Consider the following 21,413-nt stretch of genomic DNA (forward strand, 5'->3'; position numbering starts at 1 on the left):
AAATTGAATACTCAATCCCGTTCACGTTCACCGCTGGTGCAACTGGAACGAATTCGTAAAAGTTTTGATGGAAAAGATGTCATTTCCGACCTCAACCTGACCATCAATGATGGTGAGTTCCTCACGCTGCTTGGCCCTTCTGGCTGCGGCAAGACAACCGTACTGCGCCTTATCGCCGGGCTGGAAAGCGTCGATAGCGGCCATATCCACCTTGAAAAGCAGGACATTACTCAGGTCCCCGCCGAAGATCGTCACGTTAATACCGTCTTTCAGAGCTATGCTTTATTCCCGCACATGACCGTGTTTGAAAACGTCGCGTTTGGCCTGCGGATGCAAAAAACACCGACCAGCGAGATCCCGCCGCGCGTAACAGAAGCGCTGCGAATGGTTCAGTTGGAGGAGTTTGCTCAGCGCAAACCGCATCAGCTGTCTGGTGGCCAACAGCAACGTGTGGCCATCGCCCGTGCGGTGGTCAACAAACCGCGTCTGCTTCTGCTGGATGAGTCCCTCTCCGCGCTGGACTACAAACTGCGCAAGCAGATGCAGAACGAGCTTAAGGCCCTGCAGCGTAAGCTGGGCATTACCTTCGTCTTTGTCACTCACGACCAGGAAGAGGCTCTCACCATGTCCGACCGTATCGTGGTGATGCGCGATGGCAAAATCGAGCAGGACGGCGCGCCGCGTGAAATCTACGAAGAGCCGAAAAACCTGTTTGTGGCCAGCTTCATTGGCGAGATCAATATCTTCAACGCCACGGTTATCGAGCGTCTGGATGAGCAGCGCGTTCGGGCGAATGTCGAAGGCCGCGAGTGCAATATCACCGTTAACTTTGCCGTTGAGAAGGGACAAAAGCTCAACGTGCTGTTACGCCCGGAAGATCTGCGCGTCGAGGAGATCCACGGCAATGCGCAAGCCGAAGGATTGATCGGCTATATCCGCGAGCGAAATTACAAGGGGATGACACTGGAATCCGTTGTCGAACTGGAAAACGGTAAGATGGTGATGGTCAGCGAGTTCTTTAACGAGGACGACCCGGACTTCGATCATTCGCTCGATCAAAAAATGGTGATTAACTGGGTAGAAAGCTGGGAGGTTGTGCTGGCTGATGAAGAACACAAGTAAATTCCAGAATGTGGTGATTGCCACGATCGTCGGTTGGCTTGTGTTGTTTGTCTTTCTACCCAACCTGATGATCATTGCCACCAGCTTCCTGACCCGCGACGATGCCCACTTCGTGGCGCTGGTCTTTACGCTGGATAACTACTCGCGCCTGCTCGATCCGCTCTATTTTGATGTGCTGCTGCACTCGCTGAATATGGCGTTGATCGCCACCGTTGCCTGCCTGGTGCTGGGGTATCCCTTCGCGTGGTTCCTGGCGCGTCTGCCGCAAAAAATCCGCCCGCTGCTGCTCTTTTTACTGATTGTGCCCTTCTGGACCAACTCATTAATCCGCATCTACGGGCTGAAAATCTTCCTCAGCACCAAAGGCTATCTTAACGAGTTTCTGCTGTGGCTGGGGGTGATTGATACGCCAATCCGCATCATGTTTACGCCTGGCGCAGTCATTATCGGTCTGGTTTATATCCTGCTGCCGTTTATGGTGATGCCGCTCTACTCCAGCATTGAGAAGCTGGACAAACCGCTGCTGGAAGCGGCGAAAGATCTGGGGGCGAATAAGCTGCAGACCTTTATCCGCATTATCATTCCGCTGACGATGCCCGGCATTATCGCGGGCTGTCTGCTGGTGATGCTCCCGGCCATGGGCTTGTTCTATGTTTCTGACCTGATGGGCGGCGCGAAAAACCTGCTGATCGGCAATGTGATTAAGAGCCAGTTCCTGAACATTCGCGACTGGCCATTCGGCTCCGCCACCAGCATTACGCTGACGGTGGTGATGGGTCTGATGCTGCTGGTTTACTGGCGCGCTTCGCGATTGCTGAATAAGAAGGTGGAACTCGAATGATCGGTCGACTGCTTCGCGGCGGTTTTATGACCGCCATTTATGCTTACCTGTATATCCCGATTATCATTTTGATCGTGAACTCGTTTAACAGCTCACGCTTCGGGATCAACTGGCAGGGCTTTACCACCAATTGGTACAGCCTGCTGATGAACAACGACAGCCTGCTGCAGGCCGCGCAGCACTCATTAACCATGGCGATTTTTTCCGCAACCTTCGCCACGCTGATTGGTTCGCTCACCGCCGTGGCGCTGTACCGCTATCGCTTTCGCGGCAAACCGTTCGTCAGCGGCATGCTGTTTGTGGTGATGATGTCACCGGATATCGTCATGGCGATTTCTCTGCTGGTGCTGTTTATGCTGCTGGGTGTCCAGCTCGGCTTCTGGTCGCTGCTGTTTTCCCATATCACCTTCTGCCTGCCGTTTGTGGTGGTGACGGTCTATGCACGCCTGAAAGGCTTTGATGTGCGTATGCTGGAGGCCGCAAAAGATCTCGGCGCCAGCGAGATGACCATTTTGCGCAAAATTATCCTGCCGCTGGCCATGCCCGCCGTCGCGGCCGGGTGGCTGCTCAGCTTCACCCTGTCGATGGATGACGTTGTGGTCTCCTCTTTCGTGACCGGGCCGAGCTATGAAATTCTGCCGTTGAAAATCTATTCGATGGTGAAAGTCGGCGTCTCGCCTGAGGTGAACGCGCTGGCGACCATACTGTTGGTGTTCTCACTGGTACTGGTGATTGCCAGCCAGATTATTGCTCGTGATAAAACAAAATCTCAGGGGACAATGAAATGAAAAAAATGCTTGCCGCTGCGGCACTGGTGCTCGGAATGGGCGTCGCGCACGCTGATGACAGCAAAACACTCTACTTCTATAACTGGACTGAGTATGTGCCGCCGGGTCTGCTGGAGCAGTTCACCAAAGAGACGGGCATTAAGGTCATCTACTCCACCTACGAGTCCAATGAAACCATGTACGCCAAGCTTAAAACGTACAAGGACGGCGCGTACGATCTGGTGGTGCCCTCGACCTACTTCGTCGACAAGATGCGTAAAGAGGGCATGATCCAGAAGATCGACAAGTCGAAGCTGACCAACTTCAACAACCTCGATCCGCAGATGCTCAACAAACCGTTCGATCCGAACAACGACTACTCCATTCCGTACATCTGGGGTGCGACCGCCATCGGCGTTAACAGCGAAGCAATCGATCCTAAAACCGTGACCCAGTGGGCCGATCTGTGGAAGCCTGAATACAAAGGCAGCCTGCTGTTAACCGACGATGCCCGTGAAGTGTTCCAGGTGGCGCTGCGCAAGCTGGGTTACTCGGGCAACACAACGGACCCGAAAGAGATTGAGGCGGCCTATAATGAGCTGAAAAAACTGATGCCTAACGTGGCGGCGTTCAACTCCGATAACCCGGCGAACCCGTATATGGAAGGTGAAGTGAATCTGGGCATGGTGTGGAACGGCTCTGCCTGGGTTGCCCGTCAGGCCGGTACGCCGCTGGAGGTTGTCTGGCCAAAAGAAGGCGGCATCTTCTGGATGGACAGCCTGGCTATTCCTGCGAATGCGAAAAACGTTGACGGTGCCCTGAAGCTCATTAACTTCCTGTTACGCCCGGACGTGGCGAAGCAGGTTGCAGAGACCATCGGCTACCCGACGCCAAACCTGGCCGCCCGTAAGCTGTTAAAGCCTGACGTGGCCAACGATAAGTCGCTCTATCCGGATGCCGACACCATCAGTAAAGGTGAATGGCAAAACGACGTCGGCGATGCGAGCCGCCTTTATGAAGAGTATTACCAGAAATTAAAAGCCGGCCGATAAGCGCCGCAGCCTGGCTCCTCACGTCGCCACGTCGTGAGGAGCGTTAACCCGCCGCATTTTCCCCCGCCCAGATCGTCGCCGTTCTCATGGCATCGACGACCTCGTCATCCGACAGTCCCAGCCCCTTAGCCATCCTGGCCGCCTCACCCCACTCCTGCTGTTCATAGTAGCGACACAGCGCCACCATGTCGGCTAACATGCCTTCCTGATGACACAGGGCATGGCTGACAGCCTGCGGCACCGCAATTTGCTTCATCAACTCCGCCATTGGCAATTCAAGCAGGGTATCGAGCAGAGAGAACAGGCCACACATAAACGCATTCTCCGCCAGCCCCGGCTCATGCATCTTCTCTGCAATCAGCTCACAGAATTTACCCCGCATCATGCTCAGAGGATAAAGTTCGTCGACGGTGTCATTGCCGGCAGTGGCCAGCACCACCACCGCAACAAAGCGTCGCAGCTGATTTTCCCCGAGATAGCGGAGCACTTCGCTGAGCGTTAATTTGCTAAAATTGCAGACACCGACGTGTTTAAACGCCGTATGTTTCATATAACGCATGATTTTATAGGACAACGTGAGGTCGGTTTTTATTAACGACTCAATTATCCGAAAATCAGGTTTATTCCGCCCCACTTCCATCTGCAGGCGGAAAATCGCCAGTTGATTTTGCGATAAGCGCTTATATTTAATCACTTCAGGACGGCAGAAAAAGTAACCCTGAAAAAGCGAAAAACCTGCCTCGCGATAGTGTTTGAATTCCTCTTTAGTCTCAACTTTTTCAGCGAGATACTTTATATGGCGGGTCAGGTCTTTACGCGCTTTTAGATAATCCTGAATTTGCGCTAAGGTATAATTCCTGACATCAAATTTGAGAATAGAAATATAGGGCAAAAAGCGATCCCATTCCGGCGCGAGGGTGAAATCATCAAGCGCAAAGCGATACCCGTGCGCACTCATCTCTTTAACGGCCTGCAATAACGCCTCACCGGGAACCGCATCTTCAAGGATCTCGATAACGACGCTCTCCTTGTCCAGCGCTTCACCGCTGCGATCGATGACCATTCTGGACGGAAAGTTGATAAACGACGTCTGTGCCCCGGCGATACGCCGGGACGGGACACATAAAAAATGGTCGGAGATCATTCTGGATGTTGCAAATTCTGCCGATACATCCGGAAAACGGTTTGCCATCCCATCCCTGAAAAGCAGTTCATAAGCCACCGTATTCATATCCGGGTTAAAAATGGGTTGTCTCGCAATAAATCCGTACATATCCCATCCTCCTTATCGACGTTATATTTATTAGCATCCTCTTTCTACACTACGATAACGAGCATTATTAAGCACTATTTTGATTGAATGCACAAAATAATAGCATCCACACTAATTAACAGGACTTATATTTTGTTCCGTAATCACCGTTAATGGTAATTTCAGCGGACGCATGCATAAACGAAAAAGGCACCCGTTTAACAGGTGCCTTATCACATTATTGCTATTACAGACCTTTCAGCAGCTTATCAACAAACTCCGGTACGACCTCGCTTGCCAACCCGTAATGTTTCTCTTCAAACTCACTTCCCACCTGGCTCGGCTCAAGGTTCAGCTCTACGGTATGTGCGCCGTGCAGGCGCGCTTCGTGAACAAACCCCGCCGCCGGATAGACATGCCCTGACGTACCGATGGCGATAAACACATCCGCCATCGCCAGCGCGCTGTATATCTCATCCATCCCCAGCGGCATTTCGCCAAACCAGACCACATGCGGACGCAGACGCGCAGGGAACTGGCAGCAGTGACATTTATCCTCAGGCAGGACGTCCTCTTTCCAGTCCAGCACCTGGCCGCTCCATGCACAGCGCACCTTCAGTAGCTCGCCGTGCATGTGGATGATGTTTTTGTTGCCGGCTCGCTCGTGCAGGTTATCGATATTCTGCGTAACCAGCAGAAAACGATCCCCCAGCGCCTCCTCCAGCTTCGCCAGCGCCAGGTGCGCCGGATTAGGCGCTATTTCTGGCTGCTGAAGCTGACGACGGCGGGCATTGTAAAATGCCTGCACAAGATCCGGGTCACGGGCGAAGCCTTCTGGTGTCGCCACATCCTCCACACGGTGCTCTTCCCACAACCCGTCCGCGGCGCGGAAGGTTCGAATACCGGACTCGGCAGAGATCCCCGCCCCGGTCAGCACCACCACTCTGGGTTTATCCATCGCTTCTGGCATCATTCTGTCTCTGAAAAAGATCCGCTGGCGCAAGCGCTCACGTAAGCGGCGTTTATTTTTGCGAAAACGGCTGAGTCGACCCTGGCGACGCGACAGCATAGTAACCTCGTAAACTAGTCGGTGAGATGAAGGAATGCGGCTCCGCGCATGCCTCCTGCGTCCCCGTGCCGTGCGCGTTCGATACGCGGCACGCGGGCGACTGGCAACAGATGTCGGGGCAGACGCCCCGACAGCTGTTCCGTTATCGCGGTAAAGTTTGATAACCCGCCCCCAATCACCAGCAGATCCGGATCAACGATGGTCAGGATATTCCCCAGACACACCGCCAGCAGATCGAGATAACGTTCAACGTGCTCTCGCGCCTGCGCATCGCCTTGCTCCCACCGGGTAATGATCTGAGGGGCCTCAAGTTTCTGATGATAGAAGTGTTCGTAAAGCCATGCAAACCCGCGACCTGACAGGTAGTTCTCAATACAGCCATGCTGACCACAGCCACAGCGGGTAAGCGGGAAATCACGTCCCACGACCTCAAGCGCATCCACCGGCAAACGGATATGACCAAACTCTCCGGTGATATAGCTGCGGCCGGTGATGGGCTTGCCGTTGATGACAATTCCCCCGCCGACGCCGGTGCCGAGGATCAGTCCCATCACCAGAGGATATTGACGGAATTCATCATCCCAGGCTTCAGAGAGCGCAAAGCAGTTGGCATCGTTGTCTAAACGCACGTCGCGTTCAAGGAGAGCAGAGAGATCGGCGCGCAGCGGTTTGCCGCTGGCAGCAGGAACATTAGCGGCATACAGCGTGCCATCGTCGGTTTCAGGCATACCTGGAATACCAATGCCGACGCTGCCTTTCACACCAAAGCGTTCATCGGCCTGCGCCACCAGCGCGGCAATGGCGGTTAAAAATGCATCGTAGCTTTCGCGCGGCGTGGGAACGCGGGTTTCCCACTGCAGTTTGAGATCGTTATCAAACGCGCCGAGCGCAATTTTGGTGCCGCCAATATCAAATCCGTAATACATAACGCATTCCTCTTTTAACCTGGCGGCCCGTAAGCCGCTAGATCATGACGTAATTACTGGCCACTTAATACCCTCGCCGGATCAATTCGGCTTGCGCGACGCGCCGGATACCAGCTTGCCAGCAGACTCAGTAAAAGTGCTGTAACCAGCACATAAATAACGTCCAGCCAGTGCAATTCAGACGGCAGGAAGTCAATAAAATAGATATCACCCGACAGGAACTGGTGGCCGATCAGCGTCTCAATCCCGTTGATGATTGGCGTGAGCTGTAACGACACCACGACGCCAATCACCACCCCGCACAGGCTACCGAACAGCCCCGCCAGCAGACCATACCAGACGAAGATGGCGCGAATAAGACCGTCCTTTGCCCCAAGGGTACGCAGAACCGCGATGTCGCCACTCTTGTCTTTGACCGCCATTACCAGCGTCGAGACGATATTAAAGCACGCCACGCCAATCACCAGCACCATTGCCAGATACATGATGGCGCGGATCATCTGGATATCACGATACATATACCCGTAAGTGCCGATCCAGCTTTTGATGTAGACATAGTTATTGGTCACGCTGCCCGCATCACGCACCAGTTTATTGGCGTTGAAGACGTCGTTGACCTTAATGGCGATGCCCGTCACGCTGTCGCCCATGTCCAGATACTGGCGCGCGTCTTCCAGCGGCACCATTGCGAAGCTGTGGTCAAGCTGTCCGCTCAGTTGCAGGATCCCGGTAACGTGCAGACGCACGCGCTTAGGCTGCTGTAATTTATGGTCAGCGCTGGCGTTCGGGATCATGATCGACACCCAGTCGCCCTGCTTCACTTTCAGCGCGTCGGCCACACCTTTGCCCATGATGATCTGTTGCTCACCGGCCTTAAAGTTCGCCCACGCGCCGTTCTGCACATATTTCGGCAGCGCGCTCAGGCGTTCTTCCTGGACAGGATTCACCCCTTTCACCTGGATGGCGCGCAGGTTAACACCGCTTTCCACCAGCCCTGTGAAGTTAATGTAAGGTGCAGCGGCGGCAATACCCGGCACGTTTTCCACTTTGCTGAGGGCATCACGCCAGTTGTTCCACGGCTGATTAACCGGTTCGATTTCGCCGTGCGGCACAACGGCCAGAATACGGTTATTCAACTCACGCTCAAAACCGTTCATGGCGCTTAACCCTACGATCAACACCGCCACGCCGAGCGCAATACCGATGGTGGAGATCACCGAGATAAGGGAGACCATCCCGCCGCGACGGCGGCCGCGACTGAAACGTAGCCCGATGAGTAACGATAACGGTGAGGCCATTACTCCGCTCCCATCAGAGTCAGTTCAGCGTTCAAATGACCGTCACGCATCTCAAGCTGGCGTCCCATCCGTTTTGCCAGTTGCAAATCGTGGGTCACCACCAGAAACGCCGTCCCCTGTGAGGCATTCAGCTCACCCAGAAGCTGGAAAATACTGTCAGCATTGCGCGCATCCAGGTTGCCGGTTGGTTCATCCGCCAGCACCAGACGCGGGTTGTTCACCAGCGCACGGGCAATTGCCACACGCTGACGCTCGCCACCGGACAGCTCAGACGGACGGTGGTCACCGCGATGCCCCAGGCCTACGGCTTTCAGCATGTCGCTGGCGCGGGCATTAATTTCTGCCGGTTTCTTTTTACCAATCAGCAAAGGCATCGCCACGTTTTCCAGCGCCGTGAAATCCGGCAGCAGATGGTGGAACTGGTAGATAAAGCCCAGCTCACGGTTACGCAGCTCCGCTTTTGCCGCAGAAGACATTTTGCTCATCGGCTGGCCAGAGAAAATCACGTCGCCACTCGTCGGCGTATCCAGCCCGCCCAGCAGGTGTAATAAGGTACTTTTGCCGGAACCGGAGCTGCCGACAATCGCCATCATCTCGCCTTCGCCCACGCTGAAGCTCACATTGTGCAGCACATCGGTCTGTACAGAGCCTTCCTGATAGCGTTTGGACAGGTTGTCGCATTGCAACAGGATCTTATTCATAACGTAAAGCCTCAGCGGGTTGAGTGGCGGCAGCGCGCCAGGAAGGATAGAGCGTAGAAAGCAGCGCAATGGCCATCGCGGCCAGCGCAATACCGACCACCTGCAGCGGTTCGATAGCAACCGGCAGCGCCGCGCCATCAAGCAGCGCGCCGATGATCGGCATTAAGTTATTCAACTGACTGGCCAGCAGCGCCCCGAGAACGGCCCCGAGTAACGCGCCAATGATCCCGGCGCTGGCCCCCTGCACCATAAAGACGGCCATAATCTGGCGCGGCGTCAGCCCCTGGGTTTGCAGGATGGCAACTTCGCCCTGCTTTTCCATTACCATCAGACCAAGCGAGGTGATGATGTTAAATGCCGCGACCGCGACGATCAGGCTTAGCAGCAGGCCCATCATATTTTTTTCCATACGCACGGCCTGGAACAGTTCGCCTTTACGCTCGCGCCAGTCCTGCCATTTTGTGCCTTCCGGCAAGGTTTGCTGGCTGAGGGTATCGACCTTCAGCGGTGCGTCGAGCCACAGACGCCAGCCGGTAATATTGCCCACCGGATAACGCATCAGTCGCGAAGCATCCTGGATATTCATGAGCATCTGGTAGCCGTCAACTTCGCTGTTGGCGGCAAACGTGCCAATCACAGTGAACAGACGCTGGCTGGGTAGACGTCCCATCGGCGTAAACTGGCTGGCAGACGGCACCATCACACGCAGCTGGTCGCCACGGTTCACACCAAGCTGCCCGGCAAGCTGCTCGCCGAGGATCACGTTGTATTTGCCCGCTTCCAGATCGCTTTGCTTCACGTTGACCAGATACGGCGTGAGCGGATCTTTTTGCGCCGGGTCAATCCCCAGCATGACGCCCACCGCCACGCTGCGGGCGCTTTGCAGAACGACATCGCCCGTTGTCACCGGTGCAACGCGCGTGACACCCTGTAACTTCGCCGCACTTTCCGGCAGCTGTTGCGGGTTAACGGAGCCGTTGGTTGAAGAGAGAATGGCCTGCGGCATCAGCCCCAGGATGTTGTTTTGCAGCTCGCGCTCAAAGCCGTTCATGACGGAAAGCACCGTCACCAGTGCCATCACGCCAAGCGTAATGCCAATAGTCGAAAGCCAGGAGACAAAACGACCGAAACGGTCCGCGGCGCGCCCACGCATGTAGCGTAAGCCTATGAAGAGTGCGACAGGTTGATACATGAAGTCCGTCTGTTTGCTGATAGCAGACCCACGAGTATATAAGCGAATCCGTTAAGCGTAAATGACTGAAACCGTAAGCTTTGGTAATCATTTTTCTGAAAAATTCAGATAAATCAGAATGCTACTCGTCGAATTATCGCGCCTCACCCTCCACCTTTTCCGAAAAACTACCTGATACAGACTGTTTCCCGTTACATCCCGGCTTCGTTTAACAACAATTGCTCGTTCGTTTATGGCAATAAGGTAGTTGCGAACAATGAAGCAAAAAGCATTATGGATTAACCAGATAAAGGGGCTGTGTATCTGCCTGGTGGTGATCTATCATTCGGTTATCACATTTTATCCCCATCTGACGGGGCTACAACATCCGCTGTCCGGTCTTCTCGCTAAATGCAGGGTCTATTTCAATCTTTATCTCGCGCCCTTCCGTATGCCGGTATTTTTCTTCATTTCCGGTTATCTGATCCGTCGATACATTGACGAGGTGAACTGGCGCACCAGTTTTGACAAACGGATCTGGAGCATTGTCTGGGTACTGGCGCTGTGGGGAGTACTGCAATGGCAGGCGCTGAGTCATCTGAACGCCTGGCTGGCCCCCGAGCGTGAGCTGGCCACATCCTCGAACGCCGCGTATGCCGATTCACTTTCCGGGTTTGCGCTGGGGATGCTCACGGCCAGCACCAGCCTGTGGTATCTGTACGCTCTGGTGGTCTATTTCACGCTATGTAAACTGCTGAGCCGCTGGAAACTGCCCGTGCTGGGACTGCTGGCACTGGCCAGCATCGCGATTAATTTCCTGCCGCTGCCGTGGTGGGGAATGAACAGCGTGGTGCGCAACATGATCTACTACAGTCTTGGCGCGTGGTATGGCGCAGAGCTGATGGCATGGATGAAGGGGCTGAACCTGCGCCGAACCTGGCTGGCGTTGGGCGCTTTTGTTGCCGTCTCCGTGGTACTGTGGTTTGCTAACGTTCCGCTGCTGCTTTCCCTGCTGTCGATCGTGCTGATCATGAAGCTTTTCTACAGCCTCGAGCTGCGTTATGCCGTTCACCCCAGCAACCTGCTTAACGTCATCGGCTCAAACACCATCGCTATCTACACCACGCACCGCATCCTGATAGAGGCCTTCAGCCTGTTCCTGATCGGTGAGATGAATGCTGCCTACTGGCCGGTATGGGCCGAGCTTGCCTTGATCCTGGTCTACCCGTTTGCCAGCCTGCTGATCTGCACCCTCGCCGGGCTTGGCGTACGCAAAATATCGACGGCACTGTTTGGCGATCTGTTCTTCTCTCCCCCTTCCGCGAGCACACTGTCTCCGGCAACCCGATAATACCGCCCTCGCCCCCGTCCGGGGGCGAATCTTCCCGCGTTGCAGTTCAGATTTGCTTATGCAAAACGATCGAGGATAATAAAGACATTGCGTATCAGTGATATGCCCCAATACTGTGGGTATATCCACAAGAGACTCTGACATAGCCATGCCTGAACACTATCGTTATTCCCTGCCTGTCAAAGCGGGCGACCAGCGCCAGCTGGGCGAACTCACTGGCGCGGCTTGCGCCACGCTGGTGGCAGAAATCGCTGAGCGACATCCTGGTCCGGTGGTGCTGGTCGCCCCGGATATGCAAAATGCGCTGCGACTGCATGATGAAATTCGCCAGTTCACCGATAACCTGGTCTTCAGTCTGGCCGACTGGGAAACACTGCCGTATGACAGTTTCTCCCCGCATCAGGAGATCATCTCCTCGCGCCTGTCGACCCTCTATCAGTTACCGACCATGCAGCGTGGCGTGCTGATCGTTCCGGTCAACACCCTGATGCAGCGCGTCTGTCCTCACAGCTATTTGCACGGCCATGCGCTGGTCATGAAAAAAGGTCAGCGTCTGTCGCGTGACGATTTGCGCGCGCAGCTGGACAGCGCCGGATACCGTCATGTCGATCAGGTTATGGAGCACGGGGAATACGCCACGCGAGGTGCGTTGCTCGATCTGTACCCGATGGGCAGCGACCAACCGTATCGACTGGACTTCTTCGACGATGAGATCGACAGCCTGCGCGTATTCGACGCCGACACGCAGCGCACGCTGGAAGAAGTGGAAGCCATCAATTTATTACCCGCCCATGAATTCCCGACGGACAAAACCGCTATCGAGCTGTTCCGTAGCCAGTGGCGCGACAAGTTCGACGTCAAGCGCGACGCTGAGCATATCTATCAGCAGGTCAGCAAAGGTACGCTTCCTGCCGGGATCGAATACTGGCAGCCGCTGTTCTTTAACGAGCCACTGCCCGCCCTGTTTAGCTACTTCCCGGCAAATACGCTGATTGTCAACACCGGTGATATCGACGCCAGCGCCAGCCGCTTTGAGAGCGAAACCCGCGCGCGCTTTGAAAACCGGGGCGTGGACCCGATGCGTCCGCTGCTGCCACCGGAGACGCTGTGGCTGCGCACCGACGAGCTTAACGCCGAACTCAAGCGCTGGCCGCGCGTACAGCTGAAAACCGATACGCTTGCCGATAAAGCTGCCAATACCAATCTTGCATTCCAGAAGCTGCCAGATTTAGCCGTTCAGGCACAGCAGAAATCCCCGCTGGAGAGTCTCCGCAAGTTCCTCGACGCCTTTACCGGCCCGGTGGTCTTCTCCGTTGAGAGTGAAGGCCGCCGTGAAGCGCTGGGTGAATTGCTGGGGCGGATTAAAGTTGCCCCGAAACGCATTTTGCGCCTGAGCGAAGCTACGGGGACGGGGCGTTACCTGATGATCGGTGCCGCCGAGCACGGGTTTATCGATACCCTCAACAACGTGGCATTAATCTGTGAAAGTGACCTGCTGGGTGAACGTGTTGCGCGTCGCCGTCAGGACAGCCGTCGCACCATTAACCCGGATACACTGATCCGCAACCTGGCGGAACTCCATCCGGGCCAACCGATTGTGCACCTTGAACATGGCGTGGGCCGTTATCAGGGGATGACGACGCTGGAAGCCGGTGGCATTAAAGGTGAATACCTGATGCTGACCTACGCCAACGACGCCAAACTCTACGTGCCGGTCTCATCCCTGCATCTGATCAGCCGCTACGCCGGAGGTGCAGAAGAGAATGCACCATTGCATAAACTGGGCGGTGACGCCTGGGCACGCGCCCGGCAGAAAGCGGCGGAAAAAGTGCGTGATGTCGCAGCCGAGCTGCTGGATATCTATGCCCAGCGTGCGGCCAAAGAGGGCTTTGCCTTTAAGCATGATAAAGAGCAGTACCAGCTGTTCTGTGACAGCTTCCCGTTTGAAACCACGCCGGATCAGGCCCAGGCCATCAATGCCGTGTTAAGCGACATGTGTCAGCCGCTGGCGATGGACAGACTGGTCTGTGGCGATGTCGGCTTCGGGAAAACCGAAGTGGCCATGCGTGCCGCTTTCCTCGCCGTCGAGAATAACAAGCAGGTGGCGGTGCTGGTACCCACTACCCTGCTCGCGCAGCAGCACTTCGATAACTTCCGCGACCGCTTTGCCAACTGGCCGGTACGCATCGAGATGCTGTCTCGTTTTCGCAGTACCAAAGAGCAAACGCAGATCCTTGAGCAGGCCAGCGAGGGTAAGATCGATATCCTGATCGGCACCCACAAACTGCTGCAGAGTGACGTGAAATGGAAAGATCTGGGACTGCTGATTGTCGATGAAGAGCACCGTTTTGGCGTGCGGCATAAAGAGCGCATCAAAGCGATGCGTGCCGACGTTGATATCCTGACCCTGACCGCGACGCCAATTCCGCGAACCCTGAACATGGCGATGAGCGGCATGCGCGATCTCTCGATTATCGCCACGCCGCCGGCGCGTCGTCTGGCCGTGAAAACCTTTGTCCGCGAATACGATAATCTGGTGGTACGTGAGGCCATTCTGCGTGAGGTGCTGCGCGGCGGTCAGGTCTATTACCTCTATAACGATGTGGAAAATATCCAGAAAGCGGCAGACAGGCTGGCAGAGCTGGTGCCGGAGGCGCGTATCGCCATCGGTCACGGGCAAATGCGCGAGCGCGAGCTGGAACGGGTGATGAACGACTTCCACCACCAGCGTTTTAATGTTCTGGTGTGTACGACCATCATTGAGACCGGGATTGATATCCCGACGGCCAACACCATCATTATTGAACGCGCGGATCATTTCGGTCTGGCACAGCTTCATCAGCTGCGTGGCCGCGTCGGGCGTTCGCACCATCAGGCCTATGCCTGGCTGCTGACGCCGCATCCGAAAGCGATGACCACCGATGCGCAAAAACGCCTGGAAGCGATCGCCTCGCTGGAAGATCTGGGGGCAGGCTTTGCCCTCGCCACCCACGACCTGGAGATCCGCGGTGCGGGTGAACTGCTGGGTGAAGATCAGAGTGGCTCGATGGAAACCATCGGTTTCTCGCTCTACATGGAGCTGCTCGAGAACGCGGTTGATGCCCTGAAGGCCGGGCGTGAACCGTCACTGGAAGATCTCACCAGCCAGCAAACCGAGGTTGAGTTACGCATGCCGTCCCTGCTGCCGGATGATTTCATTCCGGATGTGAATACCCGCCTGTCGTTCTACAAGCGTATTGCCAGTGCGAAAAATGAAAACGAACTGGAAGAGATCAAAGTTGAGCTTATCGACCGCTTTGGTCTGCTGCCAGATGCCGCAAGAAACTTGCTGGATATCGCGCGACTGCGTCAGCAGGCGCAGAAGCTGGGCATCCGTAAGCTTGAAGGCAACGAGAAAGGCGGCGTGATTGAGTTTGCCGAGAAAAACCACGTTAACCCTACGTGGCTCATCGGTTTACTGCAAAAGCAGCCGCAGCATTTCCGCCTGGATGGGCCAACGCGTCTGAAATTTACGCAGGAGCTGACGGAGCGTAAAACCCGTATGGACTGGGTACGTAACTTTATGCGTCAGCTGGAAGAGAACGCGATCCCATAATCTGCTCTGCCTCCGGTTGCGCCATGCTACCGGGGGCAACAATTTACAAACTCTTTTCACTTCACCCGATCTTCCCGACAGACCCCTTCGCCATAATTATTATTAACCCGTTATAAAACAATAACCTTATCATTTGTATGGATTATAGTGATGATGACTTATTCGCGTTTTACTCGCTGGATAACCGTGTTTGCGCTGGCCGCAACGGTCGCGGTCGCACTTCCCGCTCGCGCAAACACCTGGCCACTCCCGCCGCCAGGCAGCAAGGTTGTCGGGGAAAACCGTTTTCATGTGGTTGAAAACAATGGTGGATCGCTTGAAGCGATTGCCAAAAAATATAACGTCGGCTTTCTGGCCTTACTGCAGGCCAACCCCGGCGTTGACCCTTATGTTCCGCGCGCTGGCAGCGTGTTGACTATCCCGCTGCAGACCATTCTGCCGGATGCGCCGCGCGAGGGGATCGTAATAAATCTTGCCGAACTGCGTCTTTACTATTACCCGCCGGGCAAAAATGAAGTGACCGTCTACCCTATTGGCATTGGTCAGTTAGGCGGCGACACGTTGACCCCAACGATGGTCACCACCGTATCGGATAAGCGCGCAAACCCGACCTGGACGCCAACGGCCAATATTCGTGCCCGCTATAAGGCTCAGGGGATCGATCTGCCCGCCGTCGTACCGGCCGGACCGGATAACCCAATGGGCCACCACGCCATCCGCCTCGCGGCCTATGGCGGCGTTTACCTGTTACATGGAACGAATGCGGATTTTGGTATCGGCATGCGGGTCAGCTCCGGTTGTATTCGTCTGCGTGATGACGATATCAAAACGCTGTACAAGCTGGTTACACCGGGCACCAAAGTGAACATCATTAATACACCAGTCAAGGTGTCTGAGGAGCCAGGCGGCGTGCGACTGGTTGAAATTCACCAGCCGTTATCGAAAAACATTGATGACAATCCGCAGACGCTGCCGATCAACCTGAATGCGGCGATGGTGAGTTTTAAAACCGATGCAAGGACGGATGGCATTGTGATGGAGCGCGCCATGGAGGCACGTTCGGGAATGCCGACAGATGTCTCACGACACCACGATGTCGCCCAACAGGTGATGTAAAACCGAATGTAAAAAAGCCCTGCAGTTGCAGGGCTTTTTTATAGCAGTGGCATAAATGAGGGTTTAGCCAGGCTTATTTGTAAATAACAGCGGTACCGTGAAGGGTGTTAGGACCGGTTACAGAGGTAATGCGGAAAGATTTCGCACCCATCTCATCCGCTTTTTGCGCCAGTTGATCTTCCAGTGAACCCAGGTTAGTCCCGGCGCTGGCGGAGATGGTGCCTACTTTGTGCTGGTCAGCAGGCGTTGACTGGACTTCCACAGCAGCAAAGCTTGCGAAAGAGAGTGAGCTAAGTACAGCAGCGGCGATCAGGGTTTTTACGTTTTTCATGATTTTTACCTTTAGGCAGATGAATTTGGAGGTCGTTATCTATTTAGTTAACGATCGATAGGTAAATGATAGATGTGATCCAGCTCACACGTCAACATATTTTTATAACGACCATTAAATTAATTTTATTTCCGTTATTTTTCATATCCATATGATTAATTTATTTTTCAGAAAACAGCACTGGTGGTGAAATGCGTTTATTTTTATAATGGTTATTCAACAAACCAACAGAGGACCAACGGCAAATGACAACCGATGTCACGAGTTGTGCGAAGAAAAGCCGTGGCCGACCGAAAGTGTTCGACAGGGATGCAGCGCTTGATAAGGCCATGACTCTCTTCTGGCAACATGGGTATGAAGCGACCTCGCTTTCCGATCTGGTAGAAGCCACCGGAGCCAAAGCGCCGACGCTGTATGCGGAATTCACGAATAAAGAGGGGCTGTTCAGGGCAGTGCTGGACAGATACATCTCGCGCTTTGCATCGCGATATGAAGCCCAGCTGTTTTGTGAAGAGAAAACGGTCGAGCAGGCATTGCGTGACTATTTTTCCGCTATCGCCACCTGCTTTACCAGTAAAGAGACACCCGCGGGCTGTTTTATGATTAACACCTCCGCGACGCTTGCGGCCTCCTCGAAAGAGATCGCCAACACGGTGAAATCACGTCATGCCATGCAGGAGGAGACGCTCAGCACCTTCCTGGCCCAGCGCCAGCAACGTGGTGAAATTCCGGCGCATTGCCGCCCTCAGGAATTAGCGCAATATCTGAGCTGTATTTTGCAGGGGATGTCGATAAGCGCCCGTGAAGGGGCAACGCTGGAAAAACTGCAACATATCACTGAGACCACCCTTCGACTGTGGCCTGAACTGCTTAAAATCCAGGGCTAAAAAAAAGCTCCTCAGCCTGAGCGCTTGAGGAGCTAAGTTCAGAGAACATCTTTTTTTACGCTTTGTTATTCAGTACCAGCTGGCCATTTCCATCCAGCGGAATTTGGGTGCCAGGGTCTTTATCCATACGGATTTTGCCCTGCTGGTCACCAATTTTGTACGTCACGTCATAACCCAGCATTTTTTCCGACTTATCATAGACGGTTTTACAGCGCTGCTGAGTGGTGGTGTACGTATCATTATCCTGCATGGCGCCCTGCACCTGGTTACCAGCGTAGCCGCCACCCAGTGCACCGACCACGGTCGCCACATCTTTACCACGCCCGCCACCAAACTGGTGACCTATCACCCCGCCTGCTACCGCACCCAGGACAGAACCGGCAATGCGGTTTTCATCCTGAACCGGACGACGGTGAGTGACAGAGACGTTACGGCATTCCTGACGAGGCGTTTTAACCGTTTCTTTAATGGGGGTTGCAGAAACCACCTGCGCATACTGTGGGCCACGATTCAGTACGTTGAGACTGGCAACGGCAGCCACACCTAACGCAGCAGCGACGCCAATCCCTATACCCGCCAACATTGATTTATTCACGGGACTTCCTCCTTTGTTGCTATTGGTAACAATTTTGCAATGCAGACCACGCTTCGCCAATAAGACAAAGGCTCAAAAAAGTGGCGAACAGGAGAGACACTGGATGTTTAGGAGAACTCTTAAGCACTCAATCTGTGATGAGCAGCATGATATGCTAAAAAATCCCTCCGGAGGGCCCGGAGGGAGAGAAAAATCAGTGCAGCTTCAGACGCGGACGGATCACACGGTTGATTCGGCCCACCAGCATCATCAGCCCGGTTTTGAAGTAGCCGTGCAGCGCAATCTGGTGCATACGGTACAGGGAGATATAGACAAAGCGTGCAATGCGCCCTTCTACCATCATTGAGCCGCGCATCAGGTTCCCCATCAGGCTGCCTACGGTAGAGAAGTTGGACAGTGAAACCAGAGAGCCGTGGTCTTTGTAGACATAGGCCTTCATTGGCTTGCCTTTACGCTGTGCCAGAATATTGTGTAACACCAGGCTTGCCATCTGATGCGCTGCCTGAGCGCGAGGAGGTACGAAACCGCCTTCAGGACGCGCGCATGACGCACAGTCACCAATCGCGAAAATATCCGGATCGCGCGTGGTTTGCAGTGTCGGCTCGGTCACCAGCTGGTTAATACGGTTAGTTTCCAGCCCACCAATGTCTTTCATGAAATCAGGCGCTTTGATACCCGCCGCCCAGACCATCAGATCCGCTTTGATGTACTCGCCATCTTTGGTGTGCAGGCCACCTTCATCTGCGCTGGTCACCATCGTCTGGGTGAGAACACGCACGCCCAGTTTGGTCAGTTCGTTATGTGCCGCACCGGAAATACGTGGAGGCAGCGCAGGCAGAATGCGCTCACCCGCTTCAACCAGCGTCACGTTCAGCGCTTCATTGGTTAACCCTTTGTAGCCGTAGCTGTGCAGCTGTTTTACCGCATTGTGCAGTTCAGCGGACAACTCAACACCCGTCGCGCCACCGCCAACAATGGCGATATTCACCTTGCCATTCGCACCCATGTTACTGGTGTACTTCAGGAACAGGTTGAGCATCTCCTGATGGAAACGACGCGCCTGATGCGGGTTGTCCAGGAAAATGCAGTGCTCTTTTACACCCGGGGTGTTGAAATCATTGGAAGTACTGCCCAGCGCCATGACCAGCGTGTCATAGGCAAGCTTACGCTCCGGGACCAGCAACTCACCTTTGTCGTCACGCAGCTCTGCCAGAGTAATGGTTTTGCTCTCACGGTTGATATCCACCACGGAACCCAGCTGGAACTGGAAATGGTGATTACGCGCATGCGCGAGGTAGCTCAGCGCGTCCACCCCCTCATCCAGGGAACCGGTCGCCACTTCGTGCAGCAACGGCTTCCACAGGTGGCTGTGGTTACGATCCACCAGCGTAATTTTGGCTTTTTTGCCGCGACCCAGCTTCTTACCCAACTGTGTCGCCAGCTCCAGCCCGCCAGCACCACCGCCTACAATCACTATCTTTTTCAATGGCGTAGTCAACGTGACCCCCTCAAATTATTAACCAATTGTTAATTAAAAGTTATAAAAATAACCCTTAATTAACAACAGGTTACAGCACTGAAACCATTCAGGTGCATTGAGAATACCACGTCAGGCGCATTGGTCATACCAAAATTGATGTGCATCAAGTTTTGGTGGCTTAAAAGTAGACAATTCTGCAAAAAAAGAAAGCCCGCCACGCTTTCGCGGCCGGGCCAGGGAGGTCTTTTGCTGTGTCTTAGCCCAGTGTTTTAAAGGCTTTGATACGCTGCAGATGCGGGGAGATGTTTTTAAACTTGTGGGTCTGTTCTTCGTCCCAGACAATTTCATAGTAATGATGCAACAACTCAGCCGCACGGTGGCTGTTGAGCGCCTCATCATTACGCGAAAGGATCACCAGACAGCGATCGCGGTTCTTTTCACGGAAATTGCTGACGCACTTGGTGGCAATATCAACATACTCTTCAGGGCGGTCAATCTTGCCTTCCATGTTCTCGTTCGGGAACAGGTTAGGATTGAATACCACCTGGCGAATATCGCACAGGAACCCAATCCGCTCGGCCCAGTAGCCCCCCAACCCCACGCCGCAAATCAGCGGGCGATCGTCGATGTTGAGCTGCAGCATCTTGTCCACTTCTTTGAGCAGATGCTGCATGTCATGTTTCGGATGGCGCGTGCTGTAGCTGATCAGCCGTACATCCGGATCGATAAACTGCAGTTGCAGTACCTTCTCATGATTACCAGGACTGTTTGAGTCAAAACCGTGTAAATAGATGATCATTGTCTTCTCACCACGCTACGCCTTCCGGGAGGATTTACAGGCTGGCTTTGTGTGCCTGCCAGCGCTCATTCAGTGCTTCAAGCCGGGCGTTAACCGCTTTCCAGCGTGCCGAATCCATCAGCTCCTGACGGCTAAATGAACCTTTATGATACAAATGTGTAACACGCTCTGCATTGATCGGCGACAGGTTATCCAGCACGCTGACTGCGCCTTTACGATTATTGCAGACGAGGATCATATCGCAACCTGCGTCGAGCGACGCCTGCCCACGCTCTGCGTAGCTCCCCATGATCGCCGCCCCTTCCATCGACAAATCGTCAGAGAAGATCACGCCGTTGAAACCGAGCTCCTGCCGCAGGACGGTTTTCAGCCAGTGTGGAGAGCCGCTCGCCGGGCGCGGATCGACGTCACTGTAAATCACATGTGCAGGCATAATGGCATCCAGCTTGTTATCGCTAATCAGCGAGCGGAACACCGACATATCTTTGGCGCGGATTTCCGCCTCCGGACGTGGATCACGTGGGGTCTCTTTGTGCGAATCCGCCGTTACAGCACCATGCCCCGGGAAGTGTTTACCGGTGGTTTTCATTCCCGCATCGTGCATGCCGTCGATAAAGCGGGTTGCCATCTCCAGTGCAATACGGGGATCGCTATGGTACGAGCGCTCGCCAATTGCCGCGCTGATATGTCCCACATCCAGCACCGGAGCAAAACTGATGTCGATGTCCATGGCAATCATCTCGCTGGCCATCAGCCAGCCCGCCTCCTGCGCGAGTTTTCCGCCCTCTTCTGTACCGAGCAATGCCGCGAAAGACTGCGCCGCCGGCAGGCGTGTGAAGCCTTCACGGAAACGCTGCACGCGCCCGCCTTCCTGATCGACGGCCACGACCAGATGATTACGCGACGCCGCGCGGATCTGGCGTACCAGCTCTCGCAGCTGCGCCGGATCGTGATAGTTGCGGGTAAAGAGGATCAGGCCCCCCACCAGCGGGTGCGCCAGAATTTCACGCTCCTCCGCATCCAGTTCAAACCCTTCTACATCCAACATGACTGGACCCAC

At 54.6% G+C, this 21,413-nt stretch carries 19 protein-coding genes; 8 read left to right on the forward strand and 11 right to left on the reverse strand.

The features are described from left to right. Positions 1–3: 3 nt before the first annotated feature. Genes potA through potD form a run of 4 tightly spaced genes read left to right on the forward strand, consistent with a single transcriptional unit; the run spans position 4 to position 3,782 of the window. Positions 4–1,122: a spermidine/putrescine ABC transporter ATP-binding protein PotA gene (gene potA / locus EKN38_RS14450; protein WP_014831470.1), complete on the forward strand. Its 1,119-nt coding sequence runs from the start codon at positions 4–6 to the stop codon at positions 1,120–1,122. Further along, entirely contained in the window at positions 1,106–1,963 is an 858-nt protein-coding gene (gene potB / locus EKN38_RS14455) for a spermidine/putrescine ABC transporter permease PotB (protein ID WP_013097090.1), read from the forward strand. Before potA ends, potB begins: the two co-directional genes overlap by 17 nt. After that, on the forward strand, positions 1,960–2,751 hold the full coding sequence (gene potC, locus EKN38_RS14460) for a spermidine/putrescine ABC transporter permease PotC (RefSeq protein WP_013097091.1): 792 nt from the start codon (positions 1,960–1,962) through the stop codon (positions 2,749–2,751). The genes potB and potC overlap by 4 nt, the downstream gene beginning before the upstream one ends. Continuing rightward, positions 2,748–3,782 (forward strand): spermidine/putrescine ABC transporter substrate-binding protein PotD, encoded by a 1,035-nt coding sequence (gene potD / locus EKN38_RS14465; RefSeq protein WP_014831469.1) that lies wholly within the window; start codon positions 2,748–2,750, stop codon positions 3,780–3,782. The genes potC and potD overlap by 4 nt, the downstream gene beginning before the upstream one ends. 43 nt (positions 3,783–3,825) lie before the next feature. Here potD and EKN38_RS14470 read toward each other — a convergent pair whose 3' ends face one another. The 6 genes from EKN38_RS14470 to lolC all read right to left on the reverse strand — a co-directional run bounded on the left by EKN38_RS14470 (position 3,826) and on the right by lolC (position 10,220). Then, positions 3,826–5,055, reverse strand: coding sequence for an EAL and HDOD domain-containing protein (locus tag EKN38_RS14470; protein WP_014831468.1), 1,230 nt, complete (start codon positions 5,053–5,055; stop codon positions 3,826–3,828). A 226-nt stretch (positions 5,056–5,281) separates the two neighbouring features. Beyond that, positions 5,282–6,103, reverse strand: a complete 822-nt coding sequence (gene cobB, locus EKN38_RS14475) for a Sir2 family NAD+-dependent deacetylase (RefSeq protein WP_046888570.1) — start codon at positions 6,101–6,103, stop codon at positions 5,282–5,284. Positions 6,104–6,117: 14 nt separating this feature from the next. After that, positions 6,118–7,029 (reverse strand): N-acetylglucosamine kinase, encoded by a 912-nt coding sequence (gene nagK / locus EKN38_RS14480; RefSeq protein ID WP_014831467.1) that lies wholly within the window; start codon positions 7,027–7,029, stop codon positions 6,118–6,120. A gap of 53 nt (positions 7,030–7,082) precedes the next feature. Continuing rightward, a complete protein-coding gene (gene lolE, locus EKN38_RS14485; protein WP_126522273.1) occupies positions 7,083–8,327 on the reverse strand; it encodes a lipoprotein-releasing ABC transporter permease subunit LolE in 1,245 nt (414 codons plus the stop codon). Beyond that, entirely contained in the window at positions 8,327–9,028 is a 702-nt protein-coding gene (gene lolD / locus EKN38_RS14490) for a lipoprotein-releasing ABC transporter ATP-binding protein LolD (RefSeq protein ID WP_013097097.1), read from the reverse strand. Before lolD ends, lolE begins: the two co-directional genes overlap by 1 nt. Beyond that, on the reverse strand, positions 9,021–10,220 hold the full coding sequence (gene lolC, locus EKN38_RS14495; protein WP_013097098.1) for a lipoprotein-releasing ABC transporter permease subunit LolC: 1,200 nt from the start codon (positions 10,218–10,220) through the stop codon (positions 9,021–9,023). Before lolC ends, lolD begins: the two co-directional genes overlap by 8 nt. A 256-nt stretch (positions 10,221–10,476) precedes the next feature. Between lolC and EKN38_RS14500 the strand changes: the two genes are divergently transcribed. The 3 genes from EKN38_RS14500 (at position 10,477) to EKN38_RS14510 (ending at position 16,261) form a co-directional block, all read left to right on the forward strand. Continuing rightward, the gene (locus EKN38_RS14500; RefSeq protein WP_126522275.1) at positions 10,477–11,550 is read left to right on the forward strand and encodes an acyltransferase family protein; all 1,074 of its coding nucleotides are present in this window, start codon (positions 10,477–10,479) and stop codon (positions 11,548–11,550) included. Positions 11,551–11,698: 148 nt separating this feature from the next. Next, on the forward strand, positions 11,699–15,145 hold the full coding sequence (gene mfd, locus EKN38_RS14505) for a transcription-repair coupling factor (RefSeq protein WP_014831464.1): 3,447 nt from the start codon (positions 11,699–11,701) through the stop codon (positions 15,143–15,145). A 150-nt stretch (positions 15,146–15,295) separates the two neighbouring features. After that, positions 15,296–16,261 (forward strand): L,D-transpeptidase family protein, encoded by a 966-nt coding sequence (locus tag EKN38_RS14510; protein WP_014831463.1) that lies wholly within the window; start codon positions 15,296–15,298, stop codon positions 16,259–16,261. Between the two features lie 73 nt (positions 16,262–16,334). On the opposite strand, the gene bhsA is transcribed toward EKN38_RS14510, so the two are convergent. Beyond that, positions 16,335–16,592 carry a multiple stress resistance protein BhsA gene (gene bhsA, locus EKN38_RS14515; protein WP_013097102.1) on the reverse strand — a complete coding sequence of 86 codons (258 nt, stop codon included), beginning with the start codon at positions 16,590–16,592 and terminating at the stop codon, positions 16,335–16,337. Positions 16,593–16,837: 245 nt separating this feature from the next. Between bhsA and EKN38_RS14520 the strand changes: the two genes are divergently transcribed. Beyond that, on the forward strand, positions 16,838–17,479 hold the full coding sequence (locus EKN38_RS14520; protein WP_014831462.1) for a TetR/AcrR family transcriptional regulator: 642 nt from the start codon (positions 16,838–16,840) through the stop codon (positions 17,477–17,479). A 55-nt stretch (positions 17,480–17,534) separates the two neighbouring features. Here EKN38_RS14520 and EKN38_RS14525 read toward each other — a convergent pair whose 3' ends face one another. The 4 genes from EKN38_RS14525 to nagZ all read right to left on the reverse strand — a co-directional run bounded on the left by EKN38_RS14525 (position 17,535) and on the right by nagZ (position 21,413). Further along, complete coding sequence (locus tag EKN38_RS14525) at positions 17,535–18,074, reverse strand: glycine zipper 2TM domain-containing protein (RefSeq protein WP_014831461.1); 540 nt, start codon at positions 18,072–18,074, stop codon at positions 17,535–17,537. Between the two features lie 193 nt (positions 18,075–18,267). After that, a complete protein-coding gene (locus tag EKN38_RS14530; RefSeq protein ID WP_014831460.1) occupies positions 18,268–19,572 on the reverse strand; it encodes an NAD(P)/FAD-dependent oxidoreductase in 1,305 nt (434 codons plus the stop codon). Between the two features lie 238 nt (positions 19,573–19,810). Beyond that, positions 19,811–20,353, reverse strand: coding sequence for an alpha/beta hydrolase YcfP (ycfP, locus tag EKN38_RS14535; RefSeq protein ID WP_013097106.1), 543 nt, complete (start codon positions 20,351–20,353; stop codon positions 19,811–19,813). Between the two features lie 34 nt (positions 20,354–20,387). Beyond that, on the reverse strand, positions 20,388–21,413 hold the full coding sequence (nagZ, locus tag EKN38_RS14540) for a beta-N-acetylhexosaminidase (protein ID WP_014831459.1): 1,026 nt from the start codon (positions 21,411–21,413) through the stop codon (positions 20,388–20,390).

This window comes from Enterobacter sp. WCHEn045836, from assembly GCF_003965585.1.
Taxonomy (GTDB): domain Bacteria; phylum Pseudomonadota; class Gammaproteobacteria; order Enterobacterales; family Enterobacteriaceae; genus Enterobacter; species Enterobacter dissolvens.